Source organism: Streptomyces sp. NPDC048057 (genome assembly GCF_040653095.1).
Classification (GTDB): Bacteria; Actinomycetota; Actinomycetes; order Streptomycetales; family Streptomycetaceae; genus Streptomyces.
This window is the reverse complement of the sequence record NZ_JBEZNF010000025.1, coordinates 36,115-54,474: the sequence shown is the minus strand read 5'-3', so window position 1 is coordinate 54,474 and position 18,360 is coordinate 36,115. Positions and strand designations below refer to the sequence as shown.

Here is an 18,360-nt window from a genome sequence, read left to right as displayed (position 1 = left end):
ACGGCCACCGGAGGCCAGCAGCCCCGTTGCAGGACCGCGAAAGAGACAACGGGGGCGGGGACGGCGGGTGCCCCGGTGGGGCGTCAGGCTCTGGACGGTCTCGCGTCGGGCCAGTGGTTGGTGCGCCAGGCGCGTTCGCGCTCGGTGGTGGTGGTGAGGGGCTCGGTGGGGTGGACGGCGAGCGCGGTGGGCAGGTCGCCGTGGACGGGAATGCGGGGGCCGCCTTCGTTGGGGACGAGGGAGCCGTCCGCAGGGATGGCGGCGAGGTGCAGGGGGCGCTCGTGGCTGGCGAGCAGCCGGGCGGCGCGGATGATGGCGAGCTGGCCGTCCGAGGACCAGCCGCGCAGATGGGTCAGGTCGAGGATGACCGGGCCGGTGCCGCGTGCTGCGACCCAGTCGATGGCGCCGTGGAAGCGCTTGACGGCGTCCGGGCCGAGGTGGCCGGACAGGGACAGGACGCCCAGACCGGGCCGGGTGGTGTAGCGCCACTCGATCGTCACGGCTCTCCTACCTTCTCGTCTCAGGGCGGTGCTCACAGCGGTGGGGGCGGTGTTCACTGCTCGGGTGCTGCCGGGTGCTGCGGGCGGTGCTCACAGTGGGAGGGTGATCCAGATGGTCTTGCCGTGGCCGTCGCCGTCGGCGCGGACCACCGCGGTGCCGCCGAGGTCCGTGGTGAGTTCGGTGACGGTGGCGAGGCCGCTGCCGGGCGCGGCGGCGTGCAGGGGCGGCTGGTAGGGGTGGCGGTCGTGGACGGCGAAGGCGAAGGTGTCCCGGCCCGCGGCGAACAGCACGGTGAGGTTGTCGCAGGTGACGGCGGCGTGCCGGACGGTGTTGGTGACCAGTTCGGAGACGATCAGGAGGGCCGGGCCCACCGACGGGTGGCCCGGGGAGATTCCCCATTGCGTCACGATCTGCTCGGCCGTCTCCCGGGCCAGGCGCACGGACTTCCCCGTGGCGGGGAGGGCGACGACGAGCCGTCGCGGTAGGTCTTCCAGACCGGAGAACATCATCGGGGCCTCACCGGGTTGCCTTCGGGGTGGATCGCGGGCCGGGCAGCGTGCTGGCGGGGAGGAGTCCGGTCCGTTGCAGGTGTGCGCGGGCGGCGGCGACCGCGTCGGGGGTGGTGGCGTGCACCCGGCCGTCGTGACGCAGCAGGTCGAGCGCGCCGACGGCGTCCAAGGCCCGGTGTTGGGCGGGGCGGACGCCGGAGGCCATGACGACGATGCCGCGGCGGTCGAGTTCGTCGACGGCGTCCTTGAGCGCGAGGGCCCCGGTGGCGTCCACGGTGGTGACGCGGGACATCCGCAGCACCATCACGCGGACGTCGGCCACCTCGGACAGCTCCAGGAGGAAGCGGTGGGCCGCGGCGAAGAAGAGGGGTCCGTCGATGCGGTAGGCGACGATGTGCTCGCTGAGCAGGGCGTGTTCCTCGTCGCTGTGGCCGTCGGGCAGGTCGGGGCGGATGTCGATGCGGTCCAGACGGGCGTGGCGGGCGACGGCCCGCAGGGCGAGCGCCCCGGCCACCGCCAGGCCGATGACGACCGCCCACACCAGGTCGAGGACGAGGGTCGCGACCGCGGTGAGGACCAGGACGAGGGCGTCGGCGCGGGTGACGCGGGCCATCGCCCGCAGGGACCCGAACTCCACCATGCGCACGGCGGTGGCGATGAGGACCCCGGCCAGCGCGGCCAGCGGGATCCGGGAGACGAGCGGGGCGGCGGCCAGGACGATGCCGGCGAGGACGGCGGCGTGCACCAGCGCGGCGAGCCGGGAGGCGGCACCGCTGCGCACGTTGACCGCGGTCCGGGCGATGGCGCCGGTCGCGGGCACCCCGCCGAAGAGGGGCGCGGCGATGTTCGCCACGCCCTGGCCGAACAGCTCCCGGTCGGGGTCGTGCCGCTGGCCGGTCGTCATGCCGTCGGCGACCTGCGCGGACAGCAGCGTCTCCAGCGCGGCGAGGGCCGCGACCGCGAGGGCCGGGGCGAGCAGCGGGCCGAGCTGGCCGAGGTCGAGGAAGCCGAGGGAGGGGGCGGGCAGGCCGGCCGGCAGGGCGCCGATCACGGCCGCCCGGTCGAGGTCGAGGAGCTGGGCGCCCGCGGTGGCGGCGATGACGGCGACGATGGAGAACGGGACGCCGGGTCGCCAGCGCGCCCCGAGCAGCATCACCGCGGCGACGCCGGCGGCGAGGGCGAGGGCGGTCCAGTTCGGCGCGGCGACGAACTCCCCGACGGCGTGCCCGGCGACCGCGAGGACCTTCTCGCCCTCCGCTTCGACGCCGAGGGCGTTGGGGAGTTGTTGCAGGCCGATGACGAGGGCGATGCCCAGGGTGAAGCCCTCCACCACGGAGGCGGGGACGTACGCCATGTACCGGCCGGCCCTCAGGACGGCCAGCGCCAGCAGCATCAGCCCGGCGAGCAGGCCCACGGTGAGGACGCCCGCGGGTCCGTGCTGGGCGACGATGGGCACCAGGACCACGGTCATCGCCCCGGTCGGGCCGGACACCTGGAGGTTCGAGCCGCCGAAGACCGCGGCGAGCGCACCGGCGACCACGGCGGTCGCCAGGCCGGCCTCGGCACCGAGTCCGGAGGAGACGCCGAACCCCAGCGCCAGCGGCAGCGCGACGATCGCCACCGTCAGCCCGGCCAGCAGGTCCCGCTTCGGGTCGCGGACCATCGCCGCCAGGTCCGTGCGGGAAGGCAGGAGTGAACGCGCCCGGGCGATGCCACGGGCCCCCATCGTGCTCAACGGATCGTTTCCTCAGCTTCCCGCGACGGCGCCGACGGCGTCCGCCGCCCGGCTCGCACCGGACCGTTCACTCCCCCGCGGGCGGGCGCGGCAGGACCCGGCCCTCGCTCCGGACAGCGGTATCCGCATCGCCCACGCTCCTCCTCGCCGCCGACCCCGCTCCGGCGCTCGACCGGGGCCGTCAGCCGCCGCTCGCCGCGGACTCCCCCACGGAAGCCCCGGGCCATGATGTAGGGAATTGAAAAACTTTGCAATTCGCCAAGAGTAGCGGCACCGGCCCTGGTCACGACCCCGGACGACGGCACCCGCAGCCACGCGGGGGCGGGGGCCCGTGAAGGGGATTCGCACCGTCGACCGCCCCGGAGGTAAGCTTGAAGAGTTCTTCAATTCCTCAGGCGAGGTGCACTCCCCATGAAGCCCGCGGTTCCGCTGTACCAGGCGAAGGCGGAGTTCTTCCGCATGCTCGGCCACCCCGTCCGCATCCGGGTCCTCGAACTGCTCCAGGACGGCCCGATGCCGGTGCGTGACCTGCTCGCCGACATCGGGATCGAGCCCTCCAGCCTCTCCCAGCAGCTCGCGGTGCTCCGGCGCTCGGGCATCGTGACGGCCACCCGCGAGGGCACCACCGTCGTGTACGCACTGGCTGGCGGCGACGTGGCCGAACTGATGCGGGCGGCCCGCCGGATCCTCACCGAAATGCTCACCGGCCAGAGCGAGTTGCTCGCCGAACTGACCACTGCGGACCAGCGAGGCACCTCATGAGCGAACGTCCCGCCAAGGGCGAGAAGGACCGGGAAGCGTGGCTGGAGAAGGGGGTCGCGCTCCGCGTCTTCTTCTACATCTTCGGCACGCACCTCTTCGCCGGGTTCATCTGGATCCTCTTCTACGTCGGCGAACGCGCCAAGTAGCGGCGGACCGAGCCGAGGAGCGACGGGCTCTCACGTCCGGCGCAGCAGCTCCGCCGCGACGGCCGCCGGCAGGGCCGGATTGGCGGCTGCGGCTTCTGCCACCTGCCAGTCCACGTCGTCCAGCAACTCCACGAGGGCCGACGGCTCAAGCTCCCTGCGGCCGGCCGCGATCGGCCCGGCCCGCTCGTCCGCGAGGCACGCGAGCAAGGCCGCCGCGGTGGCCCCGGGGTGCCGGGCGACTTCGCGCAACGCCTTCCGCACCGGTGGCTCGTGTCGGGCCACCTCCTCCAACAGCGCCGCGGGGGCGTCCGGGTTCGCCGCCACGCGGGCCAGGACGCGGACGCCGTGTCGGTCGACCAACGCACGCAGCTGACGCTCCGACAGGCCCGGATGCGCCGCGATGGACTTGGCCACCTTCGCGTCGGCGTCGCCGACCAGCTGGTCGCGCACCACGGGCGGCAGGTCACCTCGTTGGGCCACCAACATCCGTACGACCGGGTCCGACGCCCCGGCCAACTCGTCGACTTCGGCCGCAGTGGCGGTGGCGATCCGCGGCAGGAGGGTGCTGCCGATGCGGGAGGTACGGGCCAGGTCCATGAGGACGTCGAGCGGCACCCGGGGGTGGTGCGCGAGCCTGCGGCGTACCTCGGGGTCGGGGTCGCGGGCCAGCGTCCGGATGACGGCGTCGTCGATCGCGGGGTTCTCCGCCAGATCGCCCCGCACACCGGGAACGGGGTCGGAGGCGAGTCGCCCGTACGCCTGCGCGGGCAGGTCCGGCCGCTCGGCGAGCGCGCGGCGCAGCGCGGTCGAAGGGTGCTCGCCGCGGGAGGCGAAGGCGACGACCGCTTCGGTGGGGGTGGCGGCGTTGCACAGCGCCGCCACCCGCACACCGTCGACGGCGGACTCGTGGGAGTCGACGCAGTCGAGGAGCGAGAGCTGCGGACGGTGCGGCTCCTGACGGTCGCAGGCCCGACAGCGGCGCGGTGCGCGAAGCCCGTCGCCGGTCAGGAGCGCCGCCAGGACGGCTGGGGGCGTTTGCTCGTTGGTCGCCACCGCGCGGCGGACCTCCACGTGCGGATGATCCGCGAGGGCGACGGCCGTGTCCGGGCCCGCCCACGAGGCGAGTTCGGCGACGACGCGCACGTCCCGGTCCGTCGCGAGCGTCGCCACGACGTCGGCCGGCAGCCCGGGGCATGCCGCCAGCTTCTCCCGACGCTCCGGGTCCGGATCCGCCGCGAAGAGGCGCGCCCAGCCTTCCGGGCCGAGGCCGTGGTCGAGCAGGGCGAGGGCGGCGGCCGGCTGTGCGCGGGGGTCGATGTCGGCGGCGGTGAGCCGGCCTTCGTACGCGAGCCGCACCGCGCCGCTCCCCACGCGTGCCGCCAAGGCGGCGGCCTGGGTGCGGCTCAGGTCGGCCCGGCCGGCGAGGGCCGCGGCGATGTCGTCGTCCGCGACGCCGATCAGCCGGTCGACTGCCTCGGGCGTCAGGGCGGGGTTGGCGGCGAGCCCGCACAGGAGGTGGTGCATCCCCGCATCCTGCCCGCCAACCGATCGGCGAGCGCGGGGTTTTCCGCTGCCCGGCCGGCGGGCGTCCCTACTGGCGCTTCACGTTCCGTCGGTACTGGCGCTGTTGGCACGCGCGCGAGCAGTACGTACGGCGGCGGCCCCGGACTTCGCGGGTGAAGGGGGCCGCGCAGACCGCGCAGCGCCCCTCGGAGGCCGGCTTTTCCTCACGCAGCGGCTTCTTTTCGTCACGCTGTCGCGGGGCCGGGGTACGGCCGGGGATCGAGCGGGCCGCGGCCACCAGACCGTCGGTGGGGACGAGTCCGCGGGGGGTGCGGTTCATCAGTTCCGCGTCGAGTTCGGGGCACTCGTTGACGATGTCGTCGTCCGGGCACTGGAGCAGGTGCAGCAGATAGGCGCGGGCGCTCTGCAACTGCTCGATCTTCTCCTCGACCACCCGGGCGTGCTGCCGCACCGTCCGCTGCCAATCTCCGTTCCTGCTGCCCGAGGTCACCACGGACGCCTCGTCGAGGGGCATGGCCCCGGTGACGCAGCACAGATAGGCGAGGCCGATGCGGCGGAGTTCGGTCTCGGTGTAGACCCGACGGCCCCGCACCCGCGGCGGGGCGGGCAGCACCTGTTGGGACTCCCACCACCGCAGGGCCGACGGGGCGAGGTCGAACAGGGCCGCAGCCTGGCCGATCGAGACGCCTCGGAGATCGCTCATGCGCTCATTTGACATCAAGTCGCCTTGAAGACTCAAGATCTTGGTGAGGTTAGGCATACCTTGCCACACCCGGCCGGGGTTGCGAAGGCGGCTCCGGAGCGTCAGGGGACAGGGGACGAGCCCCGTGGCGGGGACGACGATTCCCGGGAGGAACACACCCATGAGCACGACAGCAGACGCACGTGCGGACGCGGCGGCGCAGCCGCCCGCGGATGCGGATCCGCCGCCCGGACTCGCGAAGGCCGGAGCGCTGGCGCGCCTGCTCGCGCCGGTCCGGGGCCACCTCGTCGTCTGCGCGGTCCTGTCGTCACTGGGCGCGGCGGCGGGCATCGTCCCGTACGTCGCCGTCGCCGAGATCGCGCGGGCCCTGCTCGACGACCCGTCGGGCGCCCGCGCGACCGTGTGGACCTGGGTCGGCATCGGCTCCGCGGGCGCCGGCCTGTGGCTGCTGCTGCTCGTGCAGACCTCGCGCGTCGGGCACTACGCGGACGCGGAGGTCCTGCACGCGTTGCGCGTACGGATCGTGCGGCACCTCGGCGCGCTGCCGCTGGGCTGGTTCCGGGCCTCCGGCTCGGGCGCGGTCAAGCGGGCGATGACGGGCGACCTGGAGGAGATGCACGAGGTCATCGCACACGCCCTGGGCCAACTGACCGGCGCGGTCACGGTGATGGTCGTCGGCACCGGCTATCTGCTCTTCGTGGACGTCCGCATGGCGCTGGTCGCGCTGGGCGTGCTGGCCCTGATGGCGGTCTGCTACCGCGTCTCGATGCGGTCCATGACGACCCACATGAACCGGCTGATCGCCGCCGACGCCAGGATCAGCGCCGCCAGCGTCGAGTACGCCGACGGGATCCAGGTCGTGAAGACCTTCGGCACCGGGGGCCGGGTCCTCGCCCGCTTCGACGACGCCGTCGACGAGCACACCCGGGCCTTCGCCGCGTGGGTGGCCGAGGTGCGCCACAGCTCCGCGGCGTCCCGGCTGTTCGGCTCCGAGATGGCCGTCCTCGCCGCGGTGACGGCCGTCGGGCTGGTCCTCGTCGACCGCGGGTCTTTGGCCGTCGCGGACCTCATGGCGTTCCTCGTCGTCGCGGTCGGGCTGCCGAACTCGATCCTGCCGGCCGTGAGCGCCGCGCAAGGGGTGCGCAAGGGCCGGATGGGGGCGGCCAACATCGAGCGGCTGCTGGCCCGTCCGCCGCTGCCCGAGCCCCTGCGCCCCCGGGTGGCGCACGGCCACGGCGTCGAGTTCCTCGACGTCTCCTTCTCCTACGACGGGGTGACCAACGCGGTCGAGGGCGTCAGCGCCGTCTGCCCGCCGGGGAGGGTGACCGCGGTCGTGGGCCCCTCGGGCGCCGGCAAGACGACGCTCGTGAGCCTGCTGCCGCGCTTCTACGACGTGACCGGCGGGGCGGTCCGGATCGGCGGGGCCGACGTCCGCTCGCTCCCCTCGGCCGAGTTGCTGGCGTCGATGTCGCTGGTGTTCCAGGACGTGACGCTGCTGCGCGACAGCGTGGCGGAGAACATCCGCATCGGCCGGCCCGGGGCGAGCGACGAGGAGGTCCGCCGGGCCGCTGCCGCCGCGTACGTCCACGACGTGATCGAGCTGCTGCCCGACGGGTACGACACCCTGCTCGACGCGGGCGGCGGCAGCCTCTCCGGCGGCGAGCGCCAGCGGTTGACGATCGCCCGGGCCATCCTGTCCGGCGCGCCGATCGTCGTCCTCGACGAGGCGACGGCCGCGCTCGACCCCGACAGCGAAGCCGCGGTCCAGGGCGCGCTGGCCGCCCTGGCGGTCGGCAAGACCGTGATCGTGATCGCCCACCGGCTGCACACCGTCGCCGGCGCCGACCAGATCCTCGTGCTCGACGGCGGACGGCTGGTCGAGCGCGGCAACCATGACGAACTGCTCGCGCACGACGGGCTGTACGCCCGGATGTGGGCCGCGCAGGAAGGGGTCCCCGCATGATCCGCCGCCTGTACCGACTGTGGCCCGAGCCGCAGGTGCTGGCCCGGCTGTGGCTGCTCACCGCGGCCCAGGCCATCCTGCAAGGTCTGCTGCTCGGCCTGCTCGTACCGGTCCTGGACGCCGTCGTACGGCCCGAGCCCGACGTGGCAGCGGCCACCCCGTGGCTGGTCCTCGGCGCCGTCGGCGTCGTCGCGTACGCGGGATTGAGCGTCGTCGCCACCCCGGTCGGCTTCAAGGCGGCGGGCGCCCTCGCGGCGCAGTTGCGCAGACGGTTGATGCGCCATGTCAGCACGCTGCCGCTGGGGTGGTTCTCCGCCGAGCACAAGGCGCGGCTCGCGCGCGGGGTCACCGCGGACGTGGGCGACGCCGCCCATCTGGCGGTCACGGTCGCCGGGCCCGCGATCACCTCCACGCTGTTGCCGGCGACCGTCGTCGCCGTCACCTTCGCCGTCGACTGGCGGATGGCGGCGCTGTTGTGCGCGATCGCGCTGGTCGCCTTCTGGGCGCTGCGGCGCGCCGGGCGGATCTCCGCGACCGCCGAGGTCGAACTGGAGCGGGCGACGGCCGGGGTCGCCAGCCGGGCCATCGAACTCGGCCAGGCGCAGCCGGTGTTGCGGGCCGCCGGCCACGGCCGCGACGGCACGCCCCGGATGCGCGCCGCGCTGGCGGACCACCGCGACACCTACCGGGAGGGCATGCGCCGCGCCCGGCGGCCGTTCTTCGTCTACACCGGTGTGATCACGGGCGGCTTCGTCACGGTGCTCGCGCTCGCCGCCCACTTGGTGCTCAGCGGGCGCGTCGCGGTCGTCGAGGCGATCGCGCTGCTGGTGCTCGCCGCCCGCTTCCTGGAGCCGCTCGGCAACCTCATCGACCTGATCGGGGCGCTGCGTGCGATCACGAACAAGATCACGCGCATCGAGGAGCTGCTGGCCACCGACGCGCTGCCGGTCTCCGCCGACCCGGTGCGCGGCGTCGACGCGCCGAGCGTCGAGCTGACGGACGTCACCTTCGCGTACCCGGGTGCCGACGCGCCCGCGCTGCGCGACGTGTCGCTGTGCTGCCGGCCGGGCACCACCACGGCGCTGGTCGGCCCGTCGGGCTCCGGGAAGACGACGGTGACCCGGCTCGTCGCCCGGTTCTTCGACGTCGACGCGGGCACGGTGCGCATCGGCGGCGTCGACGTGCGCGACCTCGACCCGGGCGTGCTGCTCGACGAGATCGCCATCGTCTTCCAGGACGTGTACCTCTTCGACGACACGATCGAGAACAACCTGCGCCTCGCGCACCCGGACGCGACGTGGGACGAGTTGGGGAAGGCGGCGAGCGCGGCGCGCCTGGACGAGGTGATCGAGCGGCTGCCCGACGGGTGGCAGACCCGGGTGGGCGAGGCCGGCGCGCAGTTGTCGGGCGGGGAGCGCCAGCGCGTCGCCATCGCCCGGGCGATGGTGAAGCGGGCGCGCATCGTCCTCGTCGACGAGGCGAGTTCCGCGCTCGACCCGGAGAACGAGGCGGCGATCACGCAGGCCATCGCCAATCTGGGCGAGGACCCGGACCGCACGGTGATCGTGATCGCGCACCGGCCCGCCACGTTGGCCGCGGCGGACCACGTCGTCGCACTGGACGACGGCCGCGTGGTGGAGTCCGGTACGGCCGCGGAACTGCTGCGCGCGGGTGGCGCGTTCGCCCGTCTGACCCGGAGTTACGAGCAGGCCCGGCACTGGCGCATCGGTCGGCGCGGATGACGGCCGCCGGGACGCCCGTCCGCAGGAAGAGGCGCCTGGTGCCGGCCCTCCTCGCGATGGCCGTGCTGCTCGCCGGCTGCGGCACCGGCGCGCCGTCCGGCGTGCGGCCGTCGGGGCCGACCGTGACCGTCCGCTCCGCCGGCGGGGACGTCACCGTGCCGGTCACCGACAGCGGAATCTGGGCGCTGGACTACCAGACGGCACTCAACCTGCTGGCGCTGGGCGTGGTCCCCGAGCACGCCGGGAAGTACGCGTACACCACTGATCCGTTCGTGTCCGCCGCGTACGCGATCCTGGAGGACGCCGGGGTCGAACTCGTCGAGCCGGGCCGGGCCGAACGCGTCGCCGCCGCCGCGCCGGAGCTGATCGTCGGCATGCCGCGCACCGGCAGCGACGAGATCGTGCCCCAACTCCGGGAGCTGGCACCCGTCGTGCTCCTGCCCGACCTGCCCGTACTGGCGGACGACCTCGCCACCCTCGGCGCCGTCACCGGACACCGGGACGAGGCCGCGGCGGTCGCCGAGCGCGTCGACGCGGCGGTGGGCGACCTGGCGCGGCGCGTGAAGGGCTCCGAGCACGCGGGTTCGGCGGTCTCGGTGCTGTCCGCGTACGGCGAGGACTCCTACTGCATCTACGGCAACGCACGCGGCTTCGGCCCGCTCCTCGCCGAACTGGGCCTGACGCGTCCCCCGGCGCAGGCGGTTGCGGGCAACGAGTGGGGGTACGCCACGGTGTCGCCGGAGAAGCTCGACGAGCAGGGCGCCGACGTCGTCGTCGCGTTCGTCGGCTCGGTCGCCCTGGGGGCGCCGTCCCCGCTGACGGACGAACGGCTCGACACCTCGGGGTCGGTGACCGGGGAGGTCGACTACTCGGCCTGGTTCGGAGTCGGCCCGCTGAACGCCTTCTGGGTGCTGGGCGACCTCCGGGCGATCCTCTTCGACGAGGGCCGCATCGCCGGCGCGTCGGACGGCCCCGCGCTGTGGGACCGCGTCACCGGCGGTACGGCGTGAGCCCGTCGGCCGCGCGCACGGGACCGGCGGGCTCCTGGCCGGCGCGCACGCTGTGGCTGGTCGTGGCGGTCCTCGTGCTGGCGGCCGTGGTGGCGGCGAGCCTCGCCGTGGGCGCCAAGTCGATCGCGGTGTCCACCGTCGTCGAAGCGCTCACCGGCTTCGACGGGTCGGGCGAGCACCTCGTCGTGCGCGACCTGCGGGTGCCCCGGACGCTCGCCGGGCTGCTCGTCGGGGTCGGCCTCGGGGCGTCCGGCGCCCTGATCCAGGCGCTCACCCGCAATCCACTGGCCGATCCGGGGCTCCTCGGGGTCAATGCCGGGGCCGCACTCGCCGTTGCGCTCGGCATCGGCGTGTTCGGGGTCGGCTCGGTCGGCGGCCACCTGTGGTTCGCCTTCGCCGGTGCGCTCGTGGCGACGCTCGTGGTCCACCTCGTCGCAACGGCCGGCAGGGGCGCCGTCGACCCGGTACGGCTCACGCTCGCGGGCGTCGCGACGGGCGCCGTGCTGGTGGGCGTCACCTCGGCGCTGATGCTGCTCCAGCCCCGTACGTTCGACCACATGCGGGGCTGGAACGCGGGCACGCTCGTGGGCCGCGGGACGGACGTGGTGCTGACGCCGCTGCCGTTCGTCGCCGTGGGGCTGGTGCTGGCGCTGGTGGCCGCGCGCTCGTTGAACGGGATCGCCCTCGGCGAGGACGTGGCCGCGTCCCTCGGCGTACGGGTGCACCGCACGCGCGCCGTCGCGGTCCTCGCGGTGACGCTGCTGGCCGGCGCGGCGACGGCGATCGCGGGCCCCGTGGCGTTCGTCGGGTTGATGGTCCCGCACGTCGCACGCCGCGTCGTCGGGCCCGACCAGCGGTGGATCCTCCTGTACGCGATCGTCCTCGCGCCGGTCGTCCTCCTGCTGGCGGACGTCGTCGGCCGGGTCGCGACCTCCCCCGGGGAGGTGCCCGTCGGCATCGTCACCGCGTTCGTGGGCGCGCCTGTACTCATCGCCCTGATGCGTCGGAAGAAGGTGAGCGGGCAGTGACCACGCTGACGTCCGGTGCGCCGAAGCCGCAGGGCAGCCGGAGCGATCCCGGCTGGTCGGTCGCCGTGCTCCGCTGCGGACCTTTCGCCGTGCGCTGGCACCGCAGGTCCGCGGGCGTCGCCCTGGCGCTCCTGCTGCTGTGCTGCGGGGTGCTGCTGTGGTCCCTGACGACGGGTGACCTCGCCCTCGGCGTCCACGAGGTGGTCGCCGCGCTGACCGGGCGCGCGGACGGCGTCACCCGTACCGTCGTCGTCACCTGGCGGCTGCCGCGCGCCGTCGCCGCGCTCGTCTTCGGGGCGGGGTTCGCCGTGGCGGGGGCGGTCTTCCAGTCCCTCACCAGGAATCCGCTGGCGAGCCCGGACGTCATCGGGTTCTCCAGCGGCGCGTACACCGGTGCGCTCGTGGTGCTCACCGGGGTCGGCGGCACGTACCTCGACGTGGCGGCCGGGGCCCTCGTCGGCGGCTCGGCCACGGCGGTGGCGGTCTATCTGCTGGCCTACCGCGGGGGCGTGCAGGGGTTCCGGCTGATCGTCGTCGGGATCGCGGTGTCCGCGATGCTCACGGCGGCCAACACCTGGATGGTGCTGCGCGCCCAGTTGGACGTGGCGATCGCGGCGGCGGTGTGGGGCGCCGGGTCGCTCAACGGCGTCGGCTGGGACCGGGTCGCCCCGGCGTGCACCGTCGTCCTCGTTCTGCTGGTCGTCCTCGCCGGCTGCCAACCGACGCTGCGGGTGATGGAGTTGGGGGACGACGGCGCCCGTGCACTCGGGGTGCGCGTGGAGCGCAGCCGGCTCCTCCTGCTGCTGATCGGGGTGGTGCTGACGGCCGCGGTCACCGCGGCGGCCGGGCCGATCGCCTTCGTCGCGCTGGCCGCCCCGCACATCGCCCGGCGCCTCACGCGCAGCCCCGGTGTCCCCCTGACCGCGTCGGCGCTGACCGGTGCGCTCCTGCTGGCCGTCGCCGACCACGCAGCGCACCACCTGCTGCCGCGGGCCCTCCCGGTCGGCGTCCTCACGGTCGTCGTGGGAGGCGCGTACCTGGTGTGGCTGCTCGCCCGAGAACAGCGCGTCAGGCGACGCTAGGTCGTGTCCGGAAAGTCCCGCGCGCTTACTTGTGCCTCTGAACGGAGCCGCCGTAGCCCTGCGGGAGCATTGGTCTCCACCGGCCGGTGGTGAGCTGTCCGCACAGTTCCCCGCTTCCGCCTCCCACCCGCAGACAAGTGACGGGGGCAGCGAGACAGGGGCGCGGGGAACTGCGCGAACAGCCCCCACCGGGCCGAGGTCGCCACGATCGCTCAGCCAGCCACGGCGAGGCCGCGCCTGCCAACGCAAGGGCACGCGGGATGTTGGCGGACACGCGCAGGGCAGCTTCTAGGGCCACAACACGTGGCGTTCCCAGGCCGCTTCGCGGGCCGGGCGTTCGTAGCGCAGGCGGTCGTGGACGCGGTCCTTGGCCGCCTGCCAGAACTCGATCCGGGTCGGGACGAGGGTGTGGAGCGTCCACGCCGGGTCGACCAGGGCGGGTTCCGCCTCGATCCGGGCGAGGGCCGTACGAAGGGCGCGATCGCGCTCCCCGGGGTCGGTGAGGTGGTCGCTCTGGCGGCCCAGCAGCACTTCGGCGCGGGCGGCGGGCGCCCGCGCCAACAGGTCGGCGGCGCTCTCCTGCGGGGCGGCGCGTTCGACGTCGCCGCGGAGGCGGACCTGGCGCCCGAGGAGCGGCCAGTAGAAAGTGAGGGCCGCGTGCGGCCGGGCGGCGAGTTGGCGGCCCTTGGGGCTGCCGGCGTGCAGGGCGAACTGCCAGCCGGCGCCATCAACGTTCTTCAAGATGAGCACCCGGGCGTCCGGGGCACCGTCCTCCCCGACCGTGGACAGCGTCATGGCGTGCGGGTCGGGCGCGCCCGACCCGACGGCCGCCCGCAGCCAGTCGAGGAAGAGCGCGACGGGGTCGGCCGGGGCGGCGGCCGGGTCGAACTCCGCGAGCGGGCCGGCGAACACCTCAAGGCTCCGCAGCCACTGCCGTACGCCCACCGGCTCGTCACCGCCGCCACCGCCATCACCGCCATCACCGCCGTCACCGCCGTCACCGCCGTCTGCGGGCGCACTGCCCGTACGGTCCAGGTACACCCAGGCGCGGGTGCCCGAGCGCAGGGTGACCTCGACGCGGGCGTAGTCGTCGACCTCGTAGGCGTCGGCCGCGGCGAGCTCGGCGTCGGTGATCGTGAACACCCGTCCTTCGACGGCGTCCCGGGTATCGGGGGAGGCGACGACCATGGGGTGGCGGTCGGTGCCGCTGGCCCGGATGACGTCGGGGTCGGTGATCAGGACGGTGGTCGCGCGGTGGCCGGGCAGCGCGTCCGGCGCGCCGTCGAGGAGCCGGCCGAACTGGGAGAGCTGGACTGCGGGCAGTTGGAGCGTGCCGTACGAGAAGAGGCGGTGGACGGGGCGTTCGACCATCGGGGGTGGCTCCTTCGCGGGTGCGTGGTCAGGGGGTGCGCGTGCACGCGGCGGCCAGGCGCAGGCTCTCGTCGACCGCGTGCGGGATGTCGACGACGGGGAACAGGGCGTGGCGCACGGTCCGTTCGGCGTCGGCGATCAGGACCAGCCGTTTGTGCCGCAGCCGGCCGGCGCCGCGGAAGGTCGGCAGCCGCAGTGCCGCGGCCAGCCGGTGGGCGGCGTCGGAGAGCAGGGCGTACGGCACCTCCTCGGCGCGGGCGAACTCGGCCTGCTCGTGGGCGAACTGGGTGCTGACCCCGCGTACGTCCACGCCGGCCCGCTGGAAGTCGGGCCAGGCGTCCCGGAAGAGCCGGTTCTCCAGGGTGCAGCCGGGGGCGCCGGGGATCGGCGGGTCGCCCCAGTCGACCCCGGTGCCGGGGTAGGTGAACAGCACCGTGGCGCGGGCTTCGGCGGAGACCAGGGGCAGTGCGGCGGACCGGGCGCCCTGGGCGCCGGGCAGTGCGATGCCGTCGGGCAGCCGGGTGCCGACCAGGGCGTGCACGCGGGCGTGCTCCGCGCCGTCCGCCGTGCTCGTCGCGGTCAGGCCGCCGTCACCGAGCACCCAGCGGTCGCCCCAGTCCTGCATGGCGACGAGCAGCGGCAGCAGCGCGCCCCCGGCGTCGGTGAGCAGGTACTCGTAGCGCACCGGGCGCCGCTGGTAGAGGCTGCGGCGCAGCACGCCGCGGGCGACGAGCCGGCCGAGGCGCTCGGTGAGCACGTTCCGCGACAGGCCGATCTCTGCGGCGAGCGCGTCGAAGCGGACGTGGCCGCGGGCGATCTCGCGCAGGACGAGCACGTTCCACCAGTCACCCAGGACGACGGCTGCCTGGGCGATGCCGCAGGTCTCGTCGGCGTTGTGCATCCTCATGGGACCATAGTAGGTTCATTTTCAGGACCCACTTTGTTTCACGTAAAAACTAATCCCGTCGTGAACTGCACGGCGGATCGAACGTGAGGAGTCGCGGCGTGCCCGTCGTCATCAGCCGGATCGTCGGACGCGAGATCATCGACAGCCGGGGCAACCCGACGGTGGAGGTCGACGTCGTCCTGTCGGACGGATCGCTCGGCCGGGCGGCCGTGCCCTCCGGTGCGTCCACCGGGGCGCGCGAGGCGGTGGAGCTGCGCGACGGCGACCCGGCCCGCTTCCACGGCAAGGGCGTGCGGCGCGCGGTCGACGCCGTGAACGACGCGATCTCCGACGCGGTGGTCGGCCTCGGCGCCGACGACCAGGCGACGGTCGACGCGACGCTGATCGACCTGGACGGCACCGCCGACAAGGGCCGACTGGGCGCGAACGCGATCCTCGGCGTCTCCCTGGCGGTCGCCAAGGCAGCCGCGGTCTCCCACCGACTGCCGCTGTACCGCTACGTCGGCGGGGTCGACGCCCGGCTGCTGCCGGTGCCGATGATGAACATCGTCAACGGCGGCGCCCACGCGGACAATCCGCTCGACTTCCAGGAGTTCATGATCGCCCCGATCGGGGCGGCCACCTTCGCCGAGGCGGTCCGGATGGGCTCGGAGGTCTTCCACACCCTGCGGAACAACCTGCTCGCCGCCGGCCACAGCGTGAACGTCGGCGACGAGGGCGGCTTCGCGCCCGATCTGCGCACCGCCGACGAGGCCCTGGACTTCGTCGTGCGCGCCGTCGAGCAGTCCGGGTACGAGCCGGGCACCGACATCGCGCTCACCATGGACCCGGCCGCCTCCGAGTTCTTCCGCGACGGCGCGTACCGGTACGCCGGCGAGGGCGTGCGCCGCTCCCCCGACGAGCACGCCGCGTACCTGGCCTCGCTGGTCGACCGCTACCCCGTCGCCTCCATCGAGGACCCGATGGCCGAGGACGACCACGACGGGTGGCGCACGCTCACCGCCCGGCTCGGCGACCGCTGCCAGCTCACCGGGGACGACGTCTTCTGCACCAACGAGGCGCTGCTCGCGGCCGGCATCCGGGACGGGATCGCCAACTCGATCCTGGTGAAGGTCAACCAGATCGGCACCGTCACCGAGACCCTGGCCACCGTCGCGACCGCGCACCGCGCCGGCTACACCGTCGTGATGTCGCACCGCTCCGGCGAGACCGAGGACACCACGATCGCCGATCTCGCGGTCGCCACCGGCTGCGGCCAGATCAAGACCGGCTCCCTCTCGCGCGCCGACCGCACCGCGAAGTACAACCAACTCGTCCGCATCGAGGAGGAGCTGGGCGCGCAGGCGCGGTACGCGGGGCGGGCGGCGCTGGGCCGCGCAGCCGGGCCCCGAGCCCACGCCGGAGCGGCGTCCTGAATCCTTCCGCCGCCGGGGCGCCTCTCATGGGGGTACGGACGAACGGGCCGTACCCGAACCGGAGGTAGTCATGATCACGGGTGCCGTCATCGGCGGAGCCGTCCTTCTGTGCGCCTGCACCCTCGTCTTCCTGCGTCGCCGCGGGGGTCGTCGTGGGTGACCGCGCCTGGCCCGGGGACCAGTTGATCGCCGCCGCCCGGGACGGCGACGGGGAGGCCGTGGCCGCCCTGGTGTCCGGCTCCCATCCGCACGTACGGCGGTTCGCGCACTCGCTGTGCGCCACCCCGCAGGACGCCGAGGACGCCGCGCAGGAGGCTCTGATCATCCTGTACCGGAAGATCGGGATGCTCCGGGCCTCGGGCGCGCTGGCCTCCTGGATGTTCCGGATCGTCCGCAACGAGTGCCTGCGCCGCGCCAGGCTGATGCTCCGCGGCTCCGAGCCGCTGCCGGAGGCGACCGCCCCCTCGCCGGAGGAGGACGTCCTGCTGCGCCTGGAGGCCGAGTTGGTGGCCCGGGCCATCGACGCCCTCCCCGCCGACCAGCGACGGGTGCTGATCATGCGGGACGTGCAGGGCTACAGCGGCCGGATGACGGCCGACGCCCTCGGCCTGAGCACGGCCGCGATGAAGTCGCGGCTGCACCGGGCCCGGGCCGCGGTCCGCGCGGCGCTGCACCCCGGCCCCGACGCGGACGCACCGCCCCGGGGCGGTGGTGCGGATGCGTGAGCCGGGCGACTTCGCCAGCGCGTCCGTCCCCCGCCACCTGGCGCGCGGCGCCGCCGGGTTCGGCTCGCTGGCCGCCGCGGCCCTCCTGGTCCCGGCCGTCGGGCCGGTGAGCCTGTTGCTCGCCCCGGTGGGGCTGCTGGCGCTGCGCGGCTGCCCCCTGTGCTGGACCGTCGGCCTGGCGCAGACCCTGTCGCGGGGCAGGCTCCGGCGCAGCTGTGAGAACGGCCGCTGCGAGCTGACCGCCGTACGGGGTCCGACGCAGGAGGAGGTACGGGACCGGGAGGCGGGCCGGACCTGAGGCAGCCGGCCGCCCGGCGCGCGCTCCTGCCGCGCCGGGCGGCCCACCTCCCCGACCAGGTGCACTCCACCCCCAAGACCGTGATACTAATACCGGTATAAGTATTGGCCCCCTGGGGAACGAGGAGTACCTGCACATGGTGGAGATCAAGACGGACGCCGCGATGGACGCGATGCGGGAAGCAGGGCGCGTGGTGGCCCGCGCCCTGGCCGCGGTCCGGGAAGCCGCCGACGTGGGGGTGTCCCTCAAGGAACTGGACGAGGCGGCCCGCACGGTCCTGGCCGAGGCCGGCGCCACCTCGCCCTTCCTCGGGTACCAGCCGTCCTTCGCGCCGACGCCCTTCCCCGCGGTGATCTGCACCTCCGTCAACGACGCCGTGAGCCACGGCATCCCGACCGGCTACCGGCTGCGCGACGGCGACCTGGTGAGCGTCGACTGCGGCGCCCTGCTCGACGGCTGGGCCGGTGACGCGGCCGTCAGCTTCACCGTCGGAACGCCGCACCCCGGGGACCTCGACCTGATCGACGCCACCCGGCGCGCCGTCGACGCCGGCATCGCCGCCGCCCGGGTCGGCGGGCGCATCGGCGACATCTCCCACGCGATCGACGCCGTCGCCCGCAAGGCCCGCTGCGGGATGCCCGCCGACTTCGGCGGCCACGGCATCGGCCGCAGCATGCACGAGGACCCCCACGTCCCCAACCGCGGACGCCCCGGTCGCGGCTTCCCCCTCCGACACGGCCTGGTCCTCGCCATCGAGCCCATGCTGATGGCCGGCGGACGGGACAAGTACCGCACCGACGTCGACGGCTGGACCCTGCGCACCACCGACGGCAGCCGGGCCGCCCACTTGGAGCACACCGTCGCCATCACCGAGCAGGGCCCGCGCATCCTCACCCTGCCCTGACGACGGACGCGACGGCACGGCGGGCGGCGGGCCGC

18 protein-coding genes are annotated in these 18,360 nt (G+C 74.3%); 11 read left to right on the top strand and 7 right to left on the bottom strand.

What is annotated here, in order from left to right; genetic code table 11:
- Positions 1-83: 83 nt before the first annotated feature.
- From AB0E05_RS27130 to AB0E05_RS27120, 3 genes are all read right to left on the bottom strand, one after another.
- Positions 84-500 (bottom strand): STAS domain-containing protein, encoded by a 417-nt coding sequence (locus tag AB0E05_RS27130; RefSeq protein WP_361968036.1) that lies wholly within the window; start codon positions 498-500, stop codon positions 84-86.
- A gap of 90 nt (positions 501-590) precedes the next feature.
- Positions 591-1,007, bottom strand: a complete 417-nt coding sequence (locus tag AB0E05_RS27125) for an ATP-binding protein (RefSeq protein WP_361968114.1) — start codon at positions 1,005-1,007, stop codon at positions 591-593.
- Between the two features lie 10 nt (positions 1,008-1,017).
- Positions 1,018-2,745 (bottom strand): SulP family inorganic anion transporter, encoded by a 1,728-nt coding sequence (locus AB0E05_RS27120; RefSeq protein ID WP_361968034.1) that lies wholly within the window; start codon positions 2,743-2,745, stop codon positions 1,018-1,020.
- Positions 2,746-3,156: 411 nt separating this feature from the next.
- Between AB0E05_RS27120 and AB0E05_RS27115 the strand changes: the two genes are divergently transcribed.
- Positions 3,157-3,507 (top strand): metalloregulator ArsR/SmtB family transcription factor, encoded by a 351-nt coding sequence (locus tag AB0E05_RS27115; RefSeq protein ID WP_361546779.1) that lies wholly within the window; start codon positions 3,157-3,159, stop codon positions 3,505-3,507.
- Positions 3,504-3,653 carry a DUF6126 family protein gene (locus AB0E05_RS27110; protein WP_361968031.1) on the top strand — a complete coding sequence of 50 codons (150 nt, stop codon included), beginning with the start codon at positions 3,504-3,506 and terminating at the stop codon, positions 3,651-3,653. Before AB0E05_RS27115 ends, AB0E05_RS27110 begins: the two co-directional genes overlap by 4 nt.
- Positions 3,654-3,683: 30 nt before the next feature.
- Here the strand turns inward: AB0E05_RS27110 and AB0E05_RS27105 are convergent, their stop codons facing one another.
- Positions 3,684-5,177, bottom strand: a complete 1,494-nt coding sequence (locus tag AB0E05_RS27105; RefSeq protein ID WP_361968029.1) for a hypothetical protein — start codon at positions 5,175-5,177, stop codon at positions 3,684-3,686.
- Between the two features lie 67 nt (positions 5,178-5,244).
- Complete coding sequence (locus AB0E05_RS27100) at positions 5,245-5,880, bottom strand: MerR family transcriptional regulator (protein WP_361968027.1); 636 nt, start codon at positions 5,878-5,880, stop codon at positions 5,245-5,247.
- Positions 5,881-6,040: 160 nt separating this feature from the next.
- Between AB0E05_RS27100 and AB0E05_RS27095 the strand changes: the two genes are divergently transcribed.
- From AB0E05_RS27095 to AB0E05_RS27075, 5 genes are read left to right on the top strand one after another with little or no spacing between them, the layout of a single operon-like run.
- Positions 6,041-7,843: an ABC transporter ATP-binding protein gene (locus AB0E05_RS27095; protein WP_361968025.1), complete on the top strand. Its 1,803-nt coding sequence runs from the start codon at positions 6,041-6,043 to the stop codon at positions 7,841-7,843.
- Positions 7,840-9,585, top strand: a complete 1,746-nt coding sequence (locus tag AB0E05_RS27090; RefSeq protein ID WP_361968023.1) for an ABC transporter ATP-binding protein — start codon at positions 7,840-7,842, stop codon at positions 9,583-9,585. Before AB0E05_RS27095 ends, AB0E05_RS27090 begins: the two co-directional genes overlap by 4 nt.
- 38 nt (positions 9,586-9,623) lie before the next feature.
- Positions 9,624-10,595, top strand: coding sequence for an ABC transporter substrate-binding protein (locus tag AB0E05_RS27085; protein WP_361968021.1), 972 nt, complete (start codon positions 9,624-9,626; stop codon positions 10,593-10,595).
- On the top strand, positions 10,592-11,623 hold the full coding sequence (locus AB0E05_RS27080; protein ID WP_361968019.1) for an iron chelate uptake ABC transporter family permease subunit: 1,032 nt from the start codon (positions 10,592-10,594) through the stop codon (positions 11,621-11,623). The genes AB0E05_RS27085 and AB0E05_RS27080 overlap by 4 nt, the downstream gene beginning before the upstream one ends.
- Entirely contained in the window at positions 11,620-12,705 is a 1,086-nt protein-coding gene (locus tag AB0E05_RS27075; RefSeq protein ID WP_361968017.1) for an iron chelate uptake ABC transporter family permease subunit, read from the top strand. The genes AB0E05_RS27080 and AB0E05_RS27075 overlap by 4 nt, the downstream gene beginning before the upstream one ends.
- 288 nt (positions 12,706-12,993) lie before the next feature.
- On the opposite strand, the gene AB0E05_RS27070 is transcribed toward AB0E05_RS27075, so the two are convergent.
- Both AB0E05_RS27070 and AB0E05_RS27065 read right to left on the bottom strand, forming a co-directional pair.
- Positions 12,994-14,076 carry a pyridoxal 5'-phosphate synthase gene (locus AB0E05_RS27070; RefSeq protein ID WP_361968015.1) on the bottom strand — a complete coding sequence of 361 codons (1,083 nt, stop codon included), beginning with the start codon at positions 14,074-14,076 and terminating at the stop codon, positions 12,994-12,996.
- Between the two features lie 28 nt (positions 14,077-14,104).
- Positions 14,105-14,983: a winged helix-turn-helix transcriptional regulator gene (locus AB0E05_RS27065; RefSeq protein WP_361968013.1), complete on the bottom strand. Its 879-nt coding sequence runs from the start codon at positions 14,981-14,983 to the stop codon at positions 14,105-14,107.
- Between the two features lie 98 nt (positions 14,984-15,081).
- Between AB0E05_RS27065 and eno the strand changes: the two genes are divergently transcribed.
- The 4 genes from eno (at position 15,082) to map (ending at position 18,325) form a co-directional block, all read left to right on the top strand.
- A complete protein-coding gene (gene eno, locus AB0E05_RS27060; RefSeq protein WP_361968011.1) occupies positions 15,082-16,398 on the top strand; it encodes a phosphopyruvate hydratase in 1,317 nt (438 codons plus the stop codon).
- 152 nt (positions 16,399-16,550) lie between these two features.
- A complete protein-coding gene (locus AB0E05_RS27055) occupies positions 16,551-17,123 on the top strand; it encodes a sigma-70 family RNA polymerase sigma factor (protein WP_361968009.1) in 573 nt (190 codons plus the stop codon).
- Positions 17,116-17,421, top strand: coding sequence for a hypothetical protein (locus tag AB0E05_RS27050; RefSeq protein WP_361968007.1), 306 nt, complete (start codon positions 17,116-17,118; stop codon positions 17,419-17,421). Before AB0E05_RS27055 ends, AB0E05_RS27050 begins: the two co-directional genes overlap by 8 nt.
- A gap of 136 nt (positions 17,422-17,557) precedes the next feature.
- The gene (map, locus tag AB0E05_RS27045) at positions 17,558-18,325 is read left to right on the top strand and encodes a type I methionyl aminopeptidase (protein WP_361968005.1); all 768 of its coding nucleotides are present in this window, start codon (positions 17,558-17,560) and stop codon (positions 18,323-18,325) included.
- Positions 18,326-18,360: the final 35 nt, after the last annotated feature.